This is a genomic window from Sphingobium naphthae, assembly GCF_043589935.1.
GTDB classification, from domain to species: Bacteria; Pseudomonadota; Alphaproteobacteria; order Sphingomonadales; family Sphingomonadaceae; genus Sphingobium; species Sphingobium naphthae_A.
In genome coordinates, this window is the sequence record NZ_CP171454.1 from 1,842,926 (window position 1) to 1,857,303 (window position 14,378).

Genomic DNA, 14,378 nt, shown 5'->3' on the forward strand with positions numbered 1-14,378 from the left:
GTCAGTCGGCGAGCGCGGCCTCGCGTTCCGGATCGGCGGGATAGGCGCCGCTTTCGTCATGCACTTCCTTGCCGGTCACCGGCGGATTGAAGACGCAGGCGCACAATATGTCGGTTTCGGGACGGACGATATGCTTGTCATGCGCATTGAGCGCATACATGATGCCCGGTGCCAGCTGGTGGGTCACGCCATCGCCCAGATCCTCGATCGTGCCAGTGCCCTTGAGCACCAGGACCGCTTCGAGATGGTTCTGATAATGCATGTGCAGCTCTTCGCCGGCATACATGGTGGTGACGTGGAAGGAGAAGCCCATGGCGTCATCCTTGAGCAGCAGGCGAGCGCTTTCCCACCCCTTGGATTTCACGTTGCGGTCGGACTTGCGGATGTCCTGAAGCTTGCGAAGGAACATAATGTGTCTCCTCTTATTCTGCGGCGACGCCATAGGTGACGGTCAGGGCGGAGCGGACGGCCGCTTCGAGAATGTCGAGGCCGGCGGACAGCACTGCGTCGTCAATCACGAGGGGCGCCAGCACCTTGACGATTTCGTCATGCGCGCCGCTGGTTTCGATGATGAGCCCCTGCGCGAAGCAGGCGGCGGTGATGGTTTCGGCGACATCGCCCGATCCGACGTCGATGCCGCGCATCATGCCGCGGCCGCGGGTCGAAAGGCCATGTTCGGCGGCCATCGCGTCCAGCCGCCGCTCCAGCAGCGCGCCGCGACGGGCGATGTCCTGCTGAAAGGCGTCGTTGCTCCAGAAATGGCGCAGCGCGGCCGTGGCGGTCACGAAGGCGTGATTATTGCCGCGGAAGGTGCCGTTATGTTCGCCCGGCGCCCATTGGTCGAGTTCCGGACGGAACAGGGTCAGCGCGAAAGGCAGGCCCATGCCCGACAGCGACTTCGCCATGGTGACGATGTCGGGCGTGAAGCCCATGCCTTCGAAGCTGAAGAAATTGCCGGTCCGGCCTACGCCCGCCTGAATGTCATCGACGATCATCAGCGCGCCATGGCGCTTGGCGATGTCGGCGATCTTGCGCAGCCATGCGGGCGACGCGGCGTTGAGCCCGCCTTCGCCCTGAACGGTTTCGACCAGGATGGCGGCCGGCGCGTCCAGGCCGCTCGACGGGTCGGACAGGCGGCGCTCCAGCAGTTCGGCCGTATCGACATCGGGACCATGATAGCCGTCATAGGGTTCGTGACTGACATGGTTGAGCGGCACGCCCGCGCCCCCGCGCTTGGCGGCGTTGCCGGTGCAGGCCAGCGCGCCCAGGGTCATGCCGTGGAAGCCGTTGGTGAAGGCGATCACCAGTTCGCGCCCGGTGATCTTGCGCGCCAGCTTGATCGCCGCTTCCACGGCGTTGGTGCCGGTCGGGCCGGTGAACATGGCGCGATAGTCGAGGCCGCGGGGCTTGAGGATCACATCCTCCAGCGCGGCGAGGAAATCCTGCTTCGCATCGGTATGGAGGTCGAGGCCATGGGTGACGCCGTCACTGGCGATATAGTCCATCAGCGCGGTCTTGAGCACCGGGTGGTTATGGCCGTAGTTCAGCGTCGAGCAGCCCGACAGGAAGTCGAGATAGCGGCCGGCCTGATTGTCGTGCATCCACACGTCCTGCGCCTTGTTGAACTGGCGCGGCATCGACCGGGCATAGCTGCGCACGCCCGATTCGCGGCGTTCATAGATGGCCCGGTCGGGAATGGAGGCGGTGGGTTTGGGAAGAAGGGTCGTGGTCATGGCTCAGAAGTCCTCCTGTTGGTGCCGCCCCTTCGGGGTCAGCGGGCCGATGCGCGCCTGCCATTCGGTGGCATGGGCGCCGGCGAAATGGGCATCGCGCTCGAAACGAGCGGTCTTTTCCAGCGGCGCGCCCCAACTGCGGGCCAGCCCCTGAAACAGCGCCCACGAAGCGCGATTATCGTCGGTGATGGTCGTCGTCAGGTGCGTGACGCCGGCCTGCTCGGGCCGCGCCAGCAACGCCTCGATCATGCGGCTGGCGAGCCGCTGGCCGCGCGCGGCGGATGAGACCGCCACTTGCCAGACGAAGAAATTCTCGGGCGCTGCGGGCGGGCGATAGCCCGACACCCATCCCGCCACCGTGCCGTCGCATGTCGCGACGATGCAGCTGTCGGCGAAATCGGTGCATTGCAGCAAATTGCAATAGGCCGAATTGGGGTCGAGCGGCGGACAAGCCGCGATCAACGCCGTGATGGCCGGCCCGTCCGTTCCGACGGGCTTGCGAAACGCAATGTCCTGCCCCTCACCCCCTTCGGAGCGCGCAGAAGCCCGTGGCGGCACAGCCGCTGTAGCTTGGGTATCGAAGATTGTTCATCTCCCGAATTATTTTCTGAACAAGGGACTCAACGCCCTTCCGTTATGGCGCGGAATATGCCGATTTTGACGAATTTTTCAACCCCGCGCTTGAAATTTTATTTTGCGGTGCGAAGTATCTCCGCCCCGCAAAAAAGGAGCGGAGACAATGTTGGTGAGCGCGCTTTGGTTCCGCTATGGAGCCGATCATGCAAGCTGACACCGCCACACTGACATTGCGCGCGCTTCGCCGGATCATGCGCGCGACCGAGATCGGCAGCCGCCAACTCGCTGCCGCGACTGGCCTCACCCCGTCCCAGCTGCTGGTGCTGCGCGAGATCGATGCGCGCGACGCGGCAACGCCCGGCGCGGTTGCGCAGGCGCTGCATTTCAGCCAGGCGACGATCACGACGATCGTCGACCGGCTGGTGGCGCTCAACTATGTCCAGCGCCAGCGCAGCGAACGGGACAAGCGCCAATTCCACCTGTCCATCCTGCCCGATGGCGTGAAGGCGCTGGACGACGCGCCGGACCCGCTGCAGATGACCTTCACTGACCGGTTCGGGCGGTTGCAGGCGTGGGAGCAGGCGATGATCCTGGCGTCGGTCGAGCGCCTCGCCCTGCTGATGGACGCGCAGAATATCGACGCCGCGCCGTTGCTGGACAGCGGCCTCATCGACCGGTCGGAACCGGCCTGAGCGGCTCGGGAAAGGGATAGCCGTCGGCTGGATCAACTGGCGGCGCGCACGCGCGACAGAGCCGAACTGGCGCCCCGCGCAGATGCGCGAACGTCTCCGCGACCGCGTGCCAGCACATATTTGCCCCGTTATTTTCAGGGCGTTGCGGAACGCATCGGCAATGGCCCCGTTCCCGAACAACCAGCCGTGGAAAAGGAAGGCCAGGATGAGCGATCCCACCCAGCAGGACGAGGATAGCGTCCATTATGATGGCCCCGCAGGCGGATGGGGCTCCGTCCGGGGCATGGCCAGCATCTACGGCAAGGAATGGGCGACGCCCGCGGCGCTGGAGACGCTGGCGCGGCAGAACAAGCCCGGCGGCTTCATGTGCGTGTCGTGCGCCTGGACCAAGCCGGCCAATCCCCTGCCCTTCGAATTTTGCGAAAATGGCGCGAAGGCGACATTGTGGGAGCTGACCAGCCGACGTTGCACGCCCGACTTCTTCGCCAAACATACGGTGTCCGAGCTGCGCGGCTGGAAGGATTATGATCTGGAGCAGACCGGGCGGCTGACCCACCCGATGAAATATGACAGCGAAACCGACACCTATGTGCCGGTCGAATGGGACGAGGCGTTCCAGGGCATTGCGGCCGAGCTGAAGGCGCTCGATCCCAAATCGACCATCTTCTACGCGTCGGGCCGGGCGAGCCTGGAAACCAGCTATCTCTATGCGCTGTTCGCGCGCCTCTATGGCCACAACAACCTGCCCGACAGTTCCAACATGTGCCATGAAACGACGTCGGTGGGCCTCAAGAAAGTGACCGGATCGCCGGTCGGCACATGCGTGCTGGACGATTTCTCCAAATGCGACGCCATCTTCTTCTTCGGCCAGAATACCGGGCAGAACAGTCCGCGCTTCCTGCATCCGCTGCAGGAAGCGGTGAAGCGCGGGTGCCGGATCGTCACCTTCAACCCGATCCGCGAGCGCGGGCTGATCGCCTTCAGGAATCCGCAGAGCCCGCGCGAGATGCTGACCGGCAAGGACACCCGCATCTCCGAGCTGTATCTGCAGGTCCGGCCGAGCGGCGACATCGCCGCCATCATGGGCCTGTGCAAACATGTGCTTGCGCGCGAGGCGCGGCAGCTGGCCGAAACCAACCGCCACCTGCTCGACATGGATTTCATCGCGCAGCACACCCATGGCTTCGACGCGTTCGTCGCGCAGGTGGAAGCGACCGGCTGGGACGAGATCGAGCGGGAATCGGGGATCGCGCGCAAGGAGCTGGAAGCGGCCGGCGACATTTATTGCGACGCCCACAATGTCATCGGCATCTATGGCATGGGCGTCACCCAGCATGTCCATGGGTCGCAGACGATCGGGATGCTGGTCAACCTGCTGGCGATGCGCGGCAATCTGGGCCGGGAGGGCGCGGGCATTTCGCCGGTGCGCGGGCACAGCAATGTGCAGGGGCAGCGGACCGTGGGCATATCGGAAAAGCCCGAGCTGGTGCCCTATGACAAGCTGCGCGTCCTGTTCGACTTCGATCCGCCGCCGGACAAGGGCATGGCGACGGTGGAGGCGTGCGAGGGCATCATCGACGGCAGCGTCAAGGCGTTCATCGGGCTGGGCGGCAATTTCGTCCGCGCCATCCCGGAACAGACGAAGATGGAAGAGGCGTGGCAGGGGATGCGCCTGACCGTCCAGATCGCGACCAAGCTCAACCGCAGCCACCTGATCAACGGGAAGGTCGCCTACCTCCTCCCCTGCCTCGGCCGGTCGGAAGAGGACGTGCAGGCATCGGGCCCGCAGACGGTGACGATGGAGGACAGCCTCAGCATGATCCACGGATCGGTCGGCAAGCGCAAGCCGGCGAGCGCGCATCTCCGGTCCGAAATGGCGATCGTGGCGGGAATGGCGAAGGCGACCCTTACGCCCCACCCCAAGCTGAAATGGGACGAATGGGTGGGCGATTATGCCATGGTGCGGGATTTGATCGAGGCGACCTATCCCGACAAGTTCGAGCGGTTCAACGCGCGCATGTTCACGCCCGGCGGCTTCTACAAGGGCAATGCGGCGCGCGAGCGCATCTGGAAGACGGAGAGCGGCAAGGTCGAGATCACGCAGCCGGACGGCCTGAACGCCTGCGGCTTTGCCGATGCGCCCGGCCGCTATCGGCTGATCACGCTGCGGTCCAACGATCAGTTCAACACGACCATCTACGGCTTTTCGGACCGGATGCGCGGGATCGAAGGCACGCGCGACGTGCTGCTGATCAACCGCGACGAAATGGCGAAGGCGGGGCTGCGCGAAGGACAGGTGGTGGCGCTCCAGACCGATGCGCAGGATGGCGTGGAGCGGGAAGTCGACCGCCTGACGGTGACGCCCTTCGACCTGCCGCCGGGCTGCGTCGGCGCCTATTATCCAGAGGTCAATCCGCTGGTGCCGCTGTCGCACCATGACCAGCTGTCGAAGACACCGGCCTATAAATCGGTGCCAGTGCGCATTCGCGCCTGAAGCGAGCGCGACCGATCAGATCGGCTTGTCGTCATCCTCCTGCACGGAATCCTTGTTGTCGTGGCGGATGAAGCTGATCTTGCCATTGGGTTCCAATATGCCCCAGGCGACGTCGCGCATGTGTGAGATGCCGGCGAGCCGCATCTCGATCTCCAGTTCGGCGCGCGTGATCCGGTCGCGGCGCATGTTCGCTTCGATGAGGGCGCCGTTGCGGATCAGCACGCGCGGCACGCCCTCCAGCAGCCGTTCGGCGCGGGGCGACACATAGGTGATCCAGCTGAGCGCCAGCGCCCAGAAGGCGATGGTGCCGATCGCCAGCGTGGCGCCGGTGACGCTGAAGTCATTATGCGTCACCCCCTGCTGCACCAGGTCGCCCATTACGATCAGCAGCACCAGTTCGAACGGCGTGACCTGGCTCAGCTCGCGCTTGCCCAGAAGGCGCAGCAGCGCATACATGATGAAGAACATTACCGTGGCGCGCAGGATGATGTCCATCAGGGCAGGACCTTCATGGCGACGGGCGTTCCGACGATGCGGCGATCCCCGTCGAGCACGGCGATCTCGCCGCGGGTGCCGGCGAAGAGCGACGGGTTGATCTGCCCGTCGATCTTGAACCGGAAGCTGTCGCCCGCTTCCAGCTTGCCGAAGGAAAAGCGCTGCGCGCCCTGGCTGTAGCTTTCCTCGCTCGCGGCCGGGATCATGGTGTTGATCGTCATCTGCCGCCAGAGCGGCGCGGAAATGGCGATGACGAGGTCGTCGACCGGCCGATGCGCCTGGACCTCGACAATGGTTTCGAAGAACATGCCGTTGCGGATGATGCTGGGCGCCCTGACGGTCAGCGCGGCCGCATCCGCGTTCACGCGCCGCACCATGTCCGGCTTGCCGCCCAGAAGACCGACGAGCCCGGCGATCATCAGCGCGGCGAGCAGCAGCAGCGGCAGCAGGGGATTGAAACCCTTGACCCCGGCGATGTTGCGCCGGGCAATGCCATCGGGAAAGTCCTTGTCCGGGACAGAGGCGGCGAGCGCTGCTGGATCAACGACCATAAGGCTGCCCGCTTTCCATATAGGTCCTGTTGTCCGGTTTGCGTCGTGCGATCACTGGTTCAGCAGCCTTGTCCTGTCGTGGCGGAAGAACACCCTGCCCGCGTTTTCCGTTCCGCTATCGCAATGGGGCTGCCGCGCGTCCGCCCCGACGTGCGCAGTGTTCGCCCCGCAATTTCGCTGTCCTACAGATAACCAGATGGGATAAATGAGTCGCCCTTGGATGAACAGGAGGCGAAACATGGATATCGACAGGCTGATCGACGAGGTCATCGCGCGAGAAGGTGGGTATAGCGATCATCCGGCAGACCGGGGCGGGCCGACCAATATGGGTATCACCCAGGCCGTGGCGCGCGCCCATGGCTATGCGGGCGCGATGCAGGCCCTGCCGCGCGCCGTGGCGGAGAAAATCTATCGCCGCCTCTATTGGGACCAGCCGGGCTTTGGCTTTGTCGCCGAGTGCAGCTGGCCGATCGCAGCAGAGCTGTTCGATACGGCCGTCAACATGGGCCCGGGCGTCGCCACCGGCTTTCTGCAACGGGCGCTCAATGCGCTCAACCGCAATCAGCAGGACTATCCTGATCTGAAGCTCGACCGCCTGCTTGGCGCGCGCACGCTGGCGGCGCTGACCGCCTTTCGCGCGCTGCGCGGGCCGAGCGGGGACCAGGTCCTGCTGAAGGCGATCGAGGCGCTGCAGGGCGAACGCTATATCGCGCTCGCCGAGAGCCGCCCGGCCAACGAAGCCTTCCTCTACGGTTGGCTTGCGAACCGGATCGGTTAGGAGGCGAGGATGAGCCAAGCAGAGGAGGCGAAAGCCGATCCCTGGACGCAGCGGGCGCGGCCGGCGTTTCTCTATGTCATGTACGCGCTGTTGCTTTGGTCCGTGCCGATGGGGCTGGTTGCGGGCATCGATCCGGCGCTGGCGGCGGCGATCATCGCCGGCATGCGCGCCTATTTCGAAGCTCTGCCCGAGCCGCTCTACGCGCTTTTTGGCACCGGCTATATCGGCTACACCGCTGCGCGCGCCTGGGGCAAGGCGAAGGGCGCAGAGCGATAGAGCGGTCCTGCGCCACATGCGGAAAATGAGAGGGGCCGCCGGGCGGTGAACACCCCCGACGGCCCATCATTGACATGGTCAGCGGCCAGAAGCGCCGCCCAGTGGGAAATGGTGAATCGCGCTATATCGGGAGAAGGGAAGCGGGCCTGTATGTCGGCCGCCTTCAAGGCTCCACAATCACCCCGAAATCGACGCTTGAGCGTCGCTCAGCGGCGCATTCCCCGAATGGACTTGACCGACCCCATTGCTGAACCATGAGACATCGGATCACCTCCTTTCGCTATGTTGAGCCCGCGTGGCCAGTGATGGATCAGTCCGTCATCCGGCCACGAACCGAAATGTGAATCAGACGAACGCGATCTTCAAGCCTTGTATTATTCTTTTTTGGAATCATACTTGTGCGTCCGTGCCGGGCCGGCCCGCCCCTTTGTCAGGCGCGACAATCCTCCACCACCCGCGCAATTTCGGCCCAGGCCGGCAGCACCAGCGGCGCGGCGCCCTGCGCTTCAACGCCGATCTTGCCGCGGCTATAGGCCATCTGGTCCAGCACGGCGTCGCTGGCGGCGCGCGCGGCGACCAGGGCCGGCCGCGCGCCGCCCTGCGCCGCTGCCGGCCAGCTGACCGCACCATAGCTGGTGCGGATCACCATCGCCCCCTGCCCCGCCCCGGCGCGCGTCAGGATGACGCGCCGGCTGGCGCGGTCGCAGCGCAGCGTCAGCAGCGGCCGGGCGGGTGAACCGAACAGGGCGACGCTGCCACTCGGTTCGGGCCGGTAGGCCCAGTTGCCGGGCGTCAACGGGCGATCGGCCCAGGCGGCTTCCGCCGCGACCGGCGTTGCCGGAGGCGGCGCGGGTGTGGGCGTTGGCGCAGGTGTGGGAACAGGCCGCGGTGCGGGCGCCGGGCGGGCGCGCGCGGGACGCGTGGACGCGGGAGCATTATTGGGAGGCCCGACGCAGGAAGCCAGCAGCATGATGAGGGACGAAGTGGTCGCGAGGGCAAAGGGGAAGCGCATGGCCCCCGTCATGCCGGACCGCGCCGGACGGCTCAACCCGAAAAGGGCCAGTGGAGCGATCAGCGCCGCCAGCGCGCCCAGATTGCCGTGGGGAGCAGCAGCCCGCGCTTTTCCTCGCGCACCGCCAGTTCGCCCGCTTCGACCGTGCCCGGCAGATCGGCGAAGGCCTGACGCAGCAATTCGCCGATCGCGAGCGCCGACATGCGCACGGCGTAGACGGTCAGGAACAGGAAGCGGCTGTCGGCGTCGAGCAGCGCGCGGCAATTGGCGATGAGGCCGGGCAGGTCCTCCTCCAGCCGCCACACTTCGCCATCGGGGCCGCGACCATATTTGGGCGGGTCGAGCAGGATGCCGTCATAGCGGCGACCGCGGCGCACCTCGCGCGCGACGAACTTGGCCGCATCCTCCACGATCCAGCGGACCGGCCGATCCTCCATGCCCGACAGGGCGGCGTTGGCCCGCGCCTGCGCCACCGACTTCTTGGACGCGTCGACATGGACCATGCGCGCGCCGCCGGCCGACAGGGCCAAGGTGCCGACGCCGGTATAGCCGAACAGGTTCATGACTTCCGCATCGGGCTTGTCGGCGATCGCGCCGCGCAGGTCGTCCCACACCGGCGCCATGTCGGGAAAGAAGCCGAGATGGCGGAAGGGCGTGCAGCTCGATTGGAAGGAGACCTCCTTCCAGCGCAGCGGCCAGCCTTCGGCGGGCACGGGCTGCTCATAATACCAGCGGCCGCCGCCGTCCTCGTCCGAACCGGGGATAAATTCGCCGTCGGCGCGCCAGTCGCTCGTCGCCGGCTGCCACATCGCCTGGGGTTCGGGACGAATGAAGCGGAAGCGGCCATAGCGCTCCAGCTTGCGGCCGGCACCCGAATCGATCAGGCCATAATCGGGCCAGGACTCGCCGATGAGGGTCTTGAGTTCCACGCAACCTCCGTTCGCGCCGCATGATGTCGGGGCACGGCCAGGACCGACAATAGGGTTCGCTGTTCAGGCGAACCGAGCGGCTATCCTTATCGCCGCGGCGTCGCCCGGTCGGCGACATAGGCGGTGATCGCCTCAAACGTCGCGGGCAGGCGGTCATAGCGCTCCTCACGCGCGAACAGGTCGCCCACGCGCAGCGGCAGCGGCGGGCGCGTGCCCGTCGCGCGTTCCACAGCGTCCGGGAATTTCGCGGCATGGGCAGTCGCCAGCGTGACCACGGGGGTGGACGGGTCGAGCTGGGCGCTGCGCGCGGCGGCGAGGCCGATGGCGCTGTGCGGATCGATCACCTGCCCCGCCGCGTCATAGGCCCAGCGCATCGCCATCGTCATGCCGTCGGCATCGATTCGCGCCGACGCGAGCAGGCGCGCCGCGCCATCCCGCTGCGCATTGGTGAGGCGCATCGCCCGGCTGGTTTCGAAGCCGCGCATCTGCTGCGCCAGCGCCACGCCGTCGCGGCCGCCCGCGTCGAACAGCAGCCGTTCGAAATTGGAGCTGACCTGGATGTCCATGCTGGGCGTCGCGGTCGATACGACCTGGCCCTGGCTATAGTCGCCATCGGCCAGGGCGCGATGGAGGATGTCGTTCACATTGGTGGCGACGATCAGCCTGGCGACCGGCAGGCCCATCTGGGCGGCGACATAGCCGGCGAACACGTCGCCGAAATTGCCGGTCGGCACGGAAAAGGCGATGGCGCGTTCCGGCGCGCCCAGGCGCACGGCGGCGTAGAAATAATAGACGATCTGGGCCATCAGCCGCGCCCAGTTGATGCTGTTGACGGCGGACAGGTTGAAGCGGCCCTTGAAATCCGCATCGTTGAACATCGCCTTCACCAGCGCCTGCGCGTCATCGAAGCTGCCGTCGATGGCGATATTATGGACGTTGGGCGCGCGCACCGTGGTCATTTGCCGACGCTGGACGTCGGACACGCGGCCATCGGGGTGGAGCATGAAGATGTCGATCTTGGCGCGGCCCGCCACCGCGTCGATCGCCGCCGATCCGGTGTCGCCCGACGTCGCGCCGACGATCGTCAGATGGTCGTCCCGGCGCGAGAGAAAGCGTTCGAACAGCTGGCCGAGCAACTGAAGCGCCACATCCTTGAAGGCGAGCGTGGGGCCATGGAACAGCTCCAGCATCCAATGCTGATGGTCGAGCTGAACCAGCGGGGTCACCGCCTGATGGCTGAAACGGCCATAGGCGGCCGTGCAAAGCTCCCGCAGCTCCTCTTCGCTCAGAGATCCGGCGACGAAGGGCGCCATGACGCGCACGGCGGTTTCGACGTAGGAAAGACCGGCCAGGGCGCGGATCTGCTCCGCGGAGAAGGCGGGCCAGCTGGTCGGCAGATAAAGGCCGCCATCGGACGCCAGCCCGGCCAGCGTCACATCCTCGAACCCGAGCGACGGCGCGCTCCCCCTGGTGCTCTGATATTGCATGATGGGAAAGCGCGGTAGCGCCAGCGGGCGCGCGGAGCAAGCGTTTAGGCGGTCTTGCCGCCACTACGCCGCCGCAGCGCGACGATGTAGATGATGACGGCCACCGCCGCGAAGAAGAACCATTGCACCGCATAGGCGAGATGGTTGTTGGGCAAGTCGGCGGCGCGGGGCGGCGCGACCGGCTTGAGGCCCGGCGGGGCCGTCCTGGCGATCAGCATCGGGCGCAGCGGCGGGGCGTCGCCGCCGATCCGCGCCAGCAGCGGGCGATGGTCGGGCTCCTGGCTGATCCAGCCTTCCACCTGTCCCCCGTCCCAGGCCGGCGCCTGATCGGGCTTTTGCCCGACGCCGAGCGCCACCATGACGCCGGGGCCTTCCGCGCCGGTCGCGCATTGGGCGATGTGGCGATAGCCGGTGCTGCCATCGGCGGCGCGGCCCGCCTCCACCTGCCAGTCGACGACATGCAGGCAATGCACCGAGGACCGCCGGAACAGCAGGTCGGGATCGACCGGCGGCAGCTTGGGGAAGGCGACGGGCGGGCGCTGCGGGTTGGCCTCGGCCAAGGCGAGCGCCTGGAGCTTTTCGGTGCGCCGCTGCAATTGCCACACGCCCAGCGCGATCATCGCCAATACCCCCAGCCCGACCACCAGCGTCGGAAGGATGGGAATGCGCGCGGGCGGATCAAGGGGCGTCGTCATGAACCCTGCCTAGCCGATTGCGCCCGAATCGCGAAGCGGCCAGCGCCTTGGCCGGCCGCCACCATTGGGCGGGCTCAGCCGCCGTGGATCGGCGCGCCCCAGCCGCCCCAGACATAGATGGCGACGAAGAGGAACAGCCAGACCACATCGACAAAATGCCAGTACCAGGCGGCGGCTTCGAAACCGAAATGCTGGCGCGGGGTGAAATGCCCCTGATAGGCGCGGACGAGATTGACGATCAGGAAGATGGTGCCGACCAGAACATGGAAGCCGTGGAAACCGGTCGCCATGTAGAAGGCCGAGCTGTAGGGATTGCCGCCGAAGCCGAAGGGGGCGTGCATATATTCATAGGCCTGGATGCTGCTGAACAGCGCGCCCAGGATGATGGTGCACCACAGCCCCTTGATGAGGCCGTCGCGGTCGCCATGAATCAGGCTGTGATGCGCCCAGGTGACGGTGGTTCCCGAACAGAGCAGGATGAGCGTGTTGAGCAGCGGCAGCTCGAACGCGTTCATCACCTCGATATCCTTCGAGGGGAAAAGACCATCGATCGGCGGCAGCAGGCTGGGGAAGAGGGCGAAGTCGAAAAAGGCCCAGAACCAGCCGACGAAGAACATGACTTCGGACGCGATGAACAGGATCATGCCATAGCGCAGGTGCAGTTGCACCACCGGCGTATGGTCGCCGGCATGGGCTTCGCTGATGACATTGCCCCACCAGCTGAACATGGTGAAGAGGACGCCGGCAAGGCCGATCAGGAATACCCATCCGCCACCCGGGCCCATGGCGTCGGGGTGCATCCACATGATCGCGCCCATGGCCATGACCAGCGCCGACATCGAGCCGAAGAAGGGCCAGATGCTGGGCGGAAGAATGTGATAATCGTGATTCTTGGCGCCTGCCATGCTTCTCTTCCCCATTCCCTGTTCTCTGCCGGACCTTAACTCGCCTTCCCGCCCTGCTCAACAGGGTAGAAAGTGTAGCTCAGCGTTATCTCTTGCGTGTCCTTATTGTCGGGATCGGCCAGGATCTTGGGATCGACATAATAGAGGACGGGCATCCGCACTTCCTGCCCCGGCTGCAGCGTCTGCTGGGTGAAGCAGAAGCACTGGATCTTGGTGAAATAGGCGCCGGCCTGGGTCGGGGTGACGTTGAAGCTGGCGGTGCCGGTCACCGGCCGGTCGGACATGTTCTTCGCGACGAAGATCGCCATCGACTTGGCGCCCACCGTCACCGTCTGCGTCGGATGTTCGGGCTTGAACTGCCAGGGCATGCCGGGCTGAACGTTGGAATCGAAGCGGATCGAGAGCCGGTGCCCCGTCGCCTGCTGCACCGTCACGCCGGCATCGGCGCGCTGGGTGGTGCCGTTGAACCCGGTCTGCTGGCAGAAAATGCGGTAGAGCGGAACCGAGGCGAAGCCGAGGGCCAGCATCGCGAGCCCCACCCCCAGCATGGCGACGAAGGTGTGCCGGTTGCGGCGCGCGCGGTCGAAGGGCGAGGGCGGGAGCGTGGCCATCAGATGGCGTTGCTCGCGCCGATCTTCGCCAGGGTGATGGCGAAGAAGAGGATGGCGAGGAAGCCCAGCAGCAGGCCGGTGACGATGGCGCGCGACTTCTGCCGGGCGCGGACCAGATCCTGCTCCTCGGGCGTCACGCCAGCAGCCAGCGGTCGACGACCACCGCCCCGAACAGCAGGAAGAGATAGAGGATCGAATATTTGAACAGCCGCTTTTCGGGCGCCATGCGCGCGGGATCATTTTCGCGCCGGCGATAGACCTGGAAGGCGAGCAGCGCGAAGATGCCCGTGCCCAGCAGCGCGGCGGTGCCGTAGATGACGCCGGTCAGCTGCAGCAGCACCGGCGCGAGCGCGGCGATCGCCATGATCGCGGTGTAGAACCAGATCTGGCGGCGGGTCGCCACTTCGCCCGAGACGACGGGCAGCATCGGGATGCCGGCGGCGGCATAATCGGTCTTCACGAACAGCGCGAGCGCCCAGAAATGCGGCGGGGTCCAGAAGAAGATCAGCATGAACAGCGCGATCGGGAGCGCCGTGACATCGCCCGTCACCGCCGCCCAGCCGATCACCGGCGGAAAGGCGCCGGCCGCGCCGCCGATGACGATATTCTGCGCCGTGCGGGGCTTGAGCCAGATGGTGTAGACCAGCACGTAGAAGAGGATGGAGACGGTCAGCACCCCGGCCGCGAGCCAGTTGGTCGCCATGCCCATCAGGATGACCGAGAAGAAGGACAGGCCGACGCCGAAATGCAGCGCCGACTGCCGGTCCATGCGGCCGGCAGGGAGCGGCCGCGCGGCGGTGCGCTTCATCTTGGCGTCAATGTCCGCTTCCCACCACTGATTGAGCGCAGCGGCCGCGCCGGCGCCCATCGCGATGCACAGGATCGCGGTAAAGGCGAGGACCGGGTGGATGTGGCCGGGGGCCGCGAGCAGACCGCACAGCCCCGTGAACACGACCAGCGTCATCACGCGCGGCTTGGTCAGCGCGACGAAGTCCCGCCAATGGGCCGGCAAGGCGGGCGCGGAAATTCCGGGCAATATGGGCGAACTGGCCATAAACTCCTCAAATCATCAGCGCGCGCCCCTTACACCCGCGCGCTGATTCTGCGCAAATGGACGGAAGGTCCTAGCCGTTCCGCCCAGTCG

The 14,378-nt window shown here is 65.9% G+C and carries 17 protein-coding genes; 4 read left to right on the forward strand and 13 right to left on the reverse strand.

Going from position 1 to position 14,378, the window contains the following annotated elements:
- Position 1 precedes the first annotated feature (1 nt).
- From ACGGKE_RS09080 to ectA, 3 genes are read right to left on the reverse strand one after another with little or no spacing between them, the layout of a single operon-like run.
- Entirely contained in the window at positions 2-409 is a 408-nt protein-coding gene (locus tag ACGGKE_RS09080; RefSeq protein WP_394437187.1) for an ectoine synthase, read from the reverse strand.
- Between the two features lie 13 nt (positions 410-422).
- Positions 423-1,733 carry a diaminobutyrate--2-oxoglutarate transaminase gene (ectB, locus tag ACGGKE_RS09085; protein WP_394437189.1) on the reverse strand — a complete coding sequence of 437 codons (1,311 nt, stop codon included), beginning with the start codon at positions 1,731-1,733 and terminating at the stop codon, positions 423-425.
- 3 nt (positions 1,734-1,736) lie between these two features.
- A complete protein-coding gene (gene ectA / locus ACGGKE_RS09090) occupies positions 1,737-2,243 on the reverse strand; it encodes a diaminobutyrate acetyltransferase (RefSeq protein WP_394441866.1) in 507 nt (168 codons plus the stop codon).
- Between the two features lie 269 nt (positions 2,244-2,512).
- On the opposite strand from ectA, the gene ACGGKE_RS09095 reads away from it, so the two are divergent.
- The gene (locus ACGGKE_RS09095; protein ID WP_228164775.1) at positions 2,513-3,001 is read left to right on the forward strand and encodes a MarR family transcriptional regulator; all 489 of its coding nucleotides are present in this window, start codon (positions 2,513-2,515) and stop codon (positions 2,999-3,001) included.
- A 205-nt stretch (positions 3,002-3,206) separates the two neighbouring features.
- On the forward strand, positions 3,207-5,495 hold the full coding sequence (locus ACGGKE_RS09100) for an FdhF/YdeP family oxidoreductase (protein WP_394437192.1): 2,289 nt from the start codon (positions 3,207-3,209) through the stop codon (positions 5,493-5,495).
- A gap of 15 nt (positions 5,496-5,510) precedes the next feature.
- Here the strand turns inward: ACGGKE_RS09100 and ACGGKE_RS09105 are convergent, their stop codons facing one another.
- Together ACGGKE_RS09105 and ACGGKE_RS09110 are read right to left on the reverse strand one after the other, a co-directional pair.
- Positions 5,511-5,990 carry a DUF421 domain-containing protein gene (locus ACGGKE_RS09105; protein ID WP_228164789.1) on the reverse strand — a complete coding sequence of 160 codons (480 nt, stop codon included), beginning with the start codon at positions 5,988-5,990 and terminating at the stop codon, positions 5,511-5,513.
- Positions 5,990-6,541, reverse strand: a complete 552-nt coding sequence (locus tag ACGGKE_RS09110) for a hypothetical protein (RefSeq protein WP_394437195.1) — start codon at positions 6,539-6,541, stop codon at positions 5,990-5,992. The genes ACGGKE_RS09105 and ACGGKE_RS09110 overlap by 1 nt, the downstream gene beginning before the upstream one ends.
- 238 nt (positions 6,542-6,779) lie before the next feature.
- On the opposite strand from ACGGKE_RS09110, the gene ACGGKE_RS09115 reads away from it, so the two are divergent.
- On the forward strand, positions 6,780-7,319 hold the full coding sequence (locus ACGGKE_RS09115) for a glycoside hydrolase family 108 protein (protein WP_394437197.1): 540 nt from the start codon (positions 6,780-6,782) through the stop codon (positions 7,317-7,319).
- Positions 7,320-7,328: 9 nt separating this feature from the next.
- A complete protein-coding gene (locus tag ACGGKE_RS09120) occupies positions 7,329-7,595 on the forward strand; it encodes a 3TM-type holin (RefSeq protein ID WP_394437199.1) in 267 nt (88 codons plus the stop codon).
- 430 nt (positions 7,596-8,025) lie between these two features.
- Here ACGGKE_RS09120 and ACGGKE_RS09125 read toward each other — a convergent pair whose 3' ends face one another.
- The 8 genes from ACGGKE_RS09125 to ACGGKE_RS09160 all read right to left on the reverse strand — a co-directional run bounded on the left by ACGGKE_RS09125 (position 8,026) and on the right by ACGGKE_RS09160 (position 14,288).
- Positions 8,026-8,619 (reverse strand): hypothetical protein, encoded by a 594-nt coding sequence (locus tag ACGGKE_RS09125; RefSeq protein WP_394437201.1) that lies wholly within the window; start codon positions 8,617-8,619, stop codon positions 8,026-8,028.
- Between the two features lie 47 nt (positions 8,620-8,666).
- Complete coding sequence (locus ACGGKE_RS09130) at positions 8,667-9,536, reverse strand: class I SAM-dependent methyltransferase (protein ID WP_394437203.1); 870 nt, start codon at positions 9,534-9,536, stop codon at positions 8,667-8,669.
- 86 nt (positions 9,537-9,622) lie between these two features.
- Complete coding sequence (thrC, locus tag ACGGKE_RS09135; RefSeq protein WP_394437205.1) at positions 9,623-11,023, reverse strand: threonine synthase; 1,401 nt, start codon at positions 11,021-11,023, stop codon at positions 9,623-9,625.
- Positions 11,024-11,067: 44 nt separating this feature from the next.
- Positions 11,068-11,718 (reverse strand): SURF1 family protein, encoded by a 651-nt coding sequence (locus tag ACGGKE_RS09140; protein WP_394437207.1) that lies wholly within the window; start codon positions 11,716-11,718, stop codon positions 11,068-11,070.
- A 74-nt stretch (positions 11,719-11,792) separates the two neighbouring features.
- Positions 11,793-12,623: a cytochrome c oxidase subunit 3 gene (locus tag ACGGKE_RS09145; RefSeq protein WP_394437209.1), complete on the reverse strand. Its 831-nt coding sequence runs from the start codon at positions 12,621-12,623 to the stop codon at positions 11,793-11,795.
- A 35-nt stretch (positions 12,624-12,658) separates the two neighbouring features.
- Positions 12,659-13,234: a cytochrome c oxidase assembly protein gene (locus tag ACGGKE_RS09150; protein ID WP_394437211.1), complete on the reverse strand. Its 576-nt coding sequence runs from the start codon at positions 13,232-13,234 to the stop codon at positions 12,659-12,661.
- A complete protein-coding gene (locus ACGGKE_RS09155; RefSeq protein WP_394437213.1) occupies positions 13,234-13,371 on the reverse strand; it encodes a hypothetical protein in 138 nt (45 codons plus the stop codon). The genes ACGGKE_RS09150 and ACGGKE_RS09155 overlap by 1 nt, the downstream gene beginning before the upstream one ends.
- Positions 13,368-14,288, reverse strand: a complete 921-nt coding sequence (locus ACGGKE_RS09160; protein ID WP_394437215.1) for a heme o synthase — start codon at positions 14,286-14,288, stop codon at positions 13,368-13,370. Before ACGGKE_RS09160 ends, ACGGKE_RS09155 begins: the two co-directional genes overlap by 4 nt.
- Positions 14,289-14,378 lie beyond the last annotated feature (90 nt).

What these genes read in the sequence shown, in the direction of transcription:
- ACGGKE_RS09145 (WP_394437209.1), bottom strand. Translation starts at nt 12,623, where the DNA reads ATGGCAGGCGCCAAGAATCACGATTATCACATTCTTCCGCCCAGCATC.
- ACGGKE_RS09125 (WP_394437201.1), bottom strand. Translation starts at nt 8,619, where the DNA reads ATGACGGGGGCCATGCGCTTCCCCTTTGCCCTCGCGACCACTTCGTCC.
- thrC (WP_394437205.1), bottom strand. Translation starts at nt 11,023, where the DNA reads ATGCAATATCAGAGCACCAGGGGGAGCGCGCCGTCGCTCGGGTTCGAG.
- ACGGKE_RS09100 (WP_394437192.1), top strand. Translation starts at nt 3,207, where the DNA reads ATGAGCGATCCCACCCAGCAGGACGAGGATAGCGTCCATTATGATGGC.
- ACGGKE_RS09120 (WP_394437199.1), top strand. Translation starts at nt 7,329, where the DNA reads ATGAGCCAAGCAGAGGAGGCGAAAGCCGATCCCTGGACGCAGCGGGCG.
- ACGGKE_RS09110 (WP_394437195.1), bottom strand. Translation starts at nt 6,541, where the DNA reads ATGGTCGTTGATCCAGCAGCGCTCGCCGCCTCTGTCCCGGACAAGGAC.
- ACGGKE_RS09140 (WP_394437207.1), bottom strand. Translation starts at nt 11,718, where the DNA reads ATGACGACGCCCCTTGATCCGCCCGCGCGCATTCCCATCCTTCCGACG.
- ACGGKE_RS09150 (WP_394437211.1), bottom strand. Translation starts at nt 13,234, where the DNA reads ATGGCCACGCTCCCGCCCTCGCCCTTCGACCGCGCGCGCCGCAACCGG.
- ACGGKE_RS09160 (WP_394437215.1), bottom strand. Translation starts at nt 14,288, where the DNA reads ATGGCCAGTTCGCCCATATTGCCCGGAATTTCCGCGCCCGCCTTGCCG.
- ectB (WP_394437189.1), bottom strand. Translation starts at nt 1,733, where the DNA reads ATGACCACGACCCTTCTTCCCAAACCCACCGCCTCCATTCCCGACCGG.
- ACGGKE_RS09105 (WP_228164789.1), bottom strand. Translation starts at nt 5,990, where the DNA reads ATGGACATCATCCTGCGCGCCACGGTAATGTTCTTCATCATGTATGCG.
- ACGGKE_RS09080 (WP_394437187.1), bottom strand. Translation starts at nt 409, where the DNA reads ATGTTCCTTCGCAAGCTTCAGGACATCCGCAAGTCCGACCGCAACGTG.
- ACGGKE_RS09115 (WP_394437197.1), top strand. Translation starts at nt 6,780, where the DNA reads ATGGATATCGACAGGCTGATCGACGAGGTCATCGCGCGAGAAGGTGGG.
- ACGGKE_RS09095 (WP_228164775.1), top strand. Translation starts at nt 2,513, where the DNA reads ATGCAAGCTGACACCGCCACACTGACATTGCGCGCGCTTCGCCGGATC.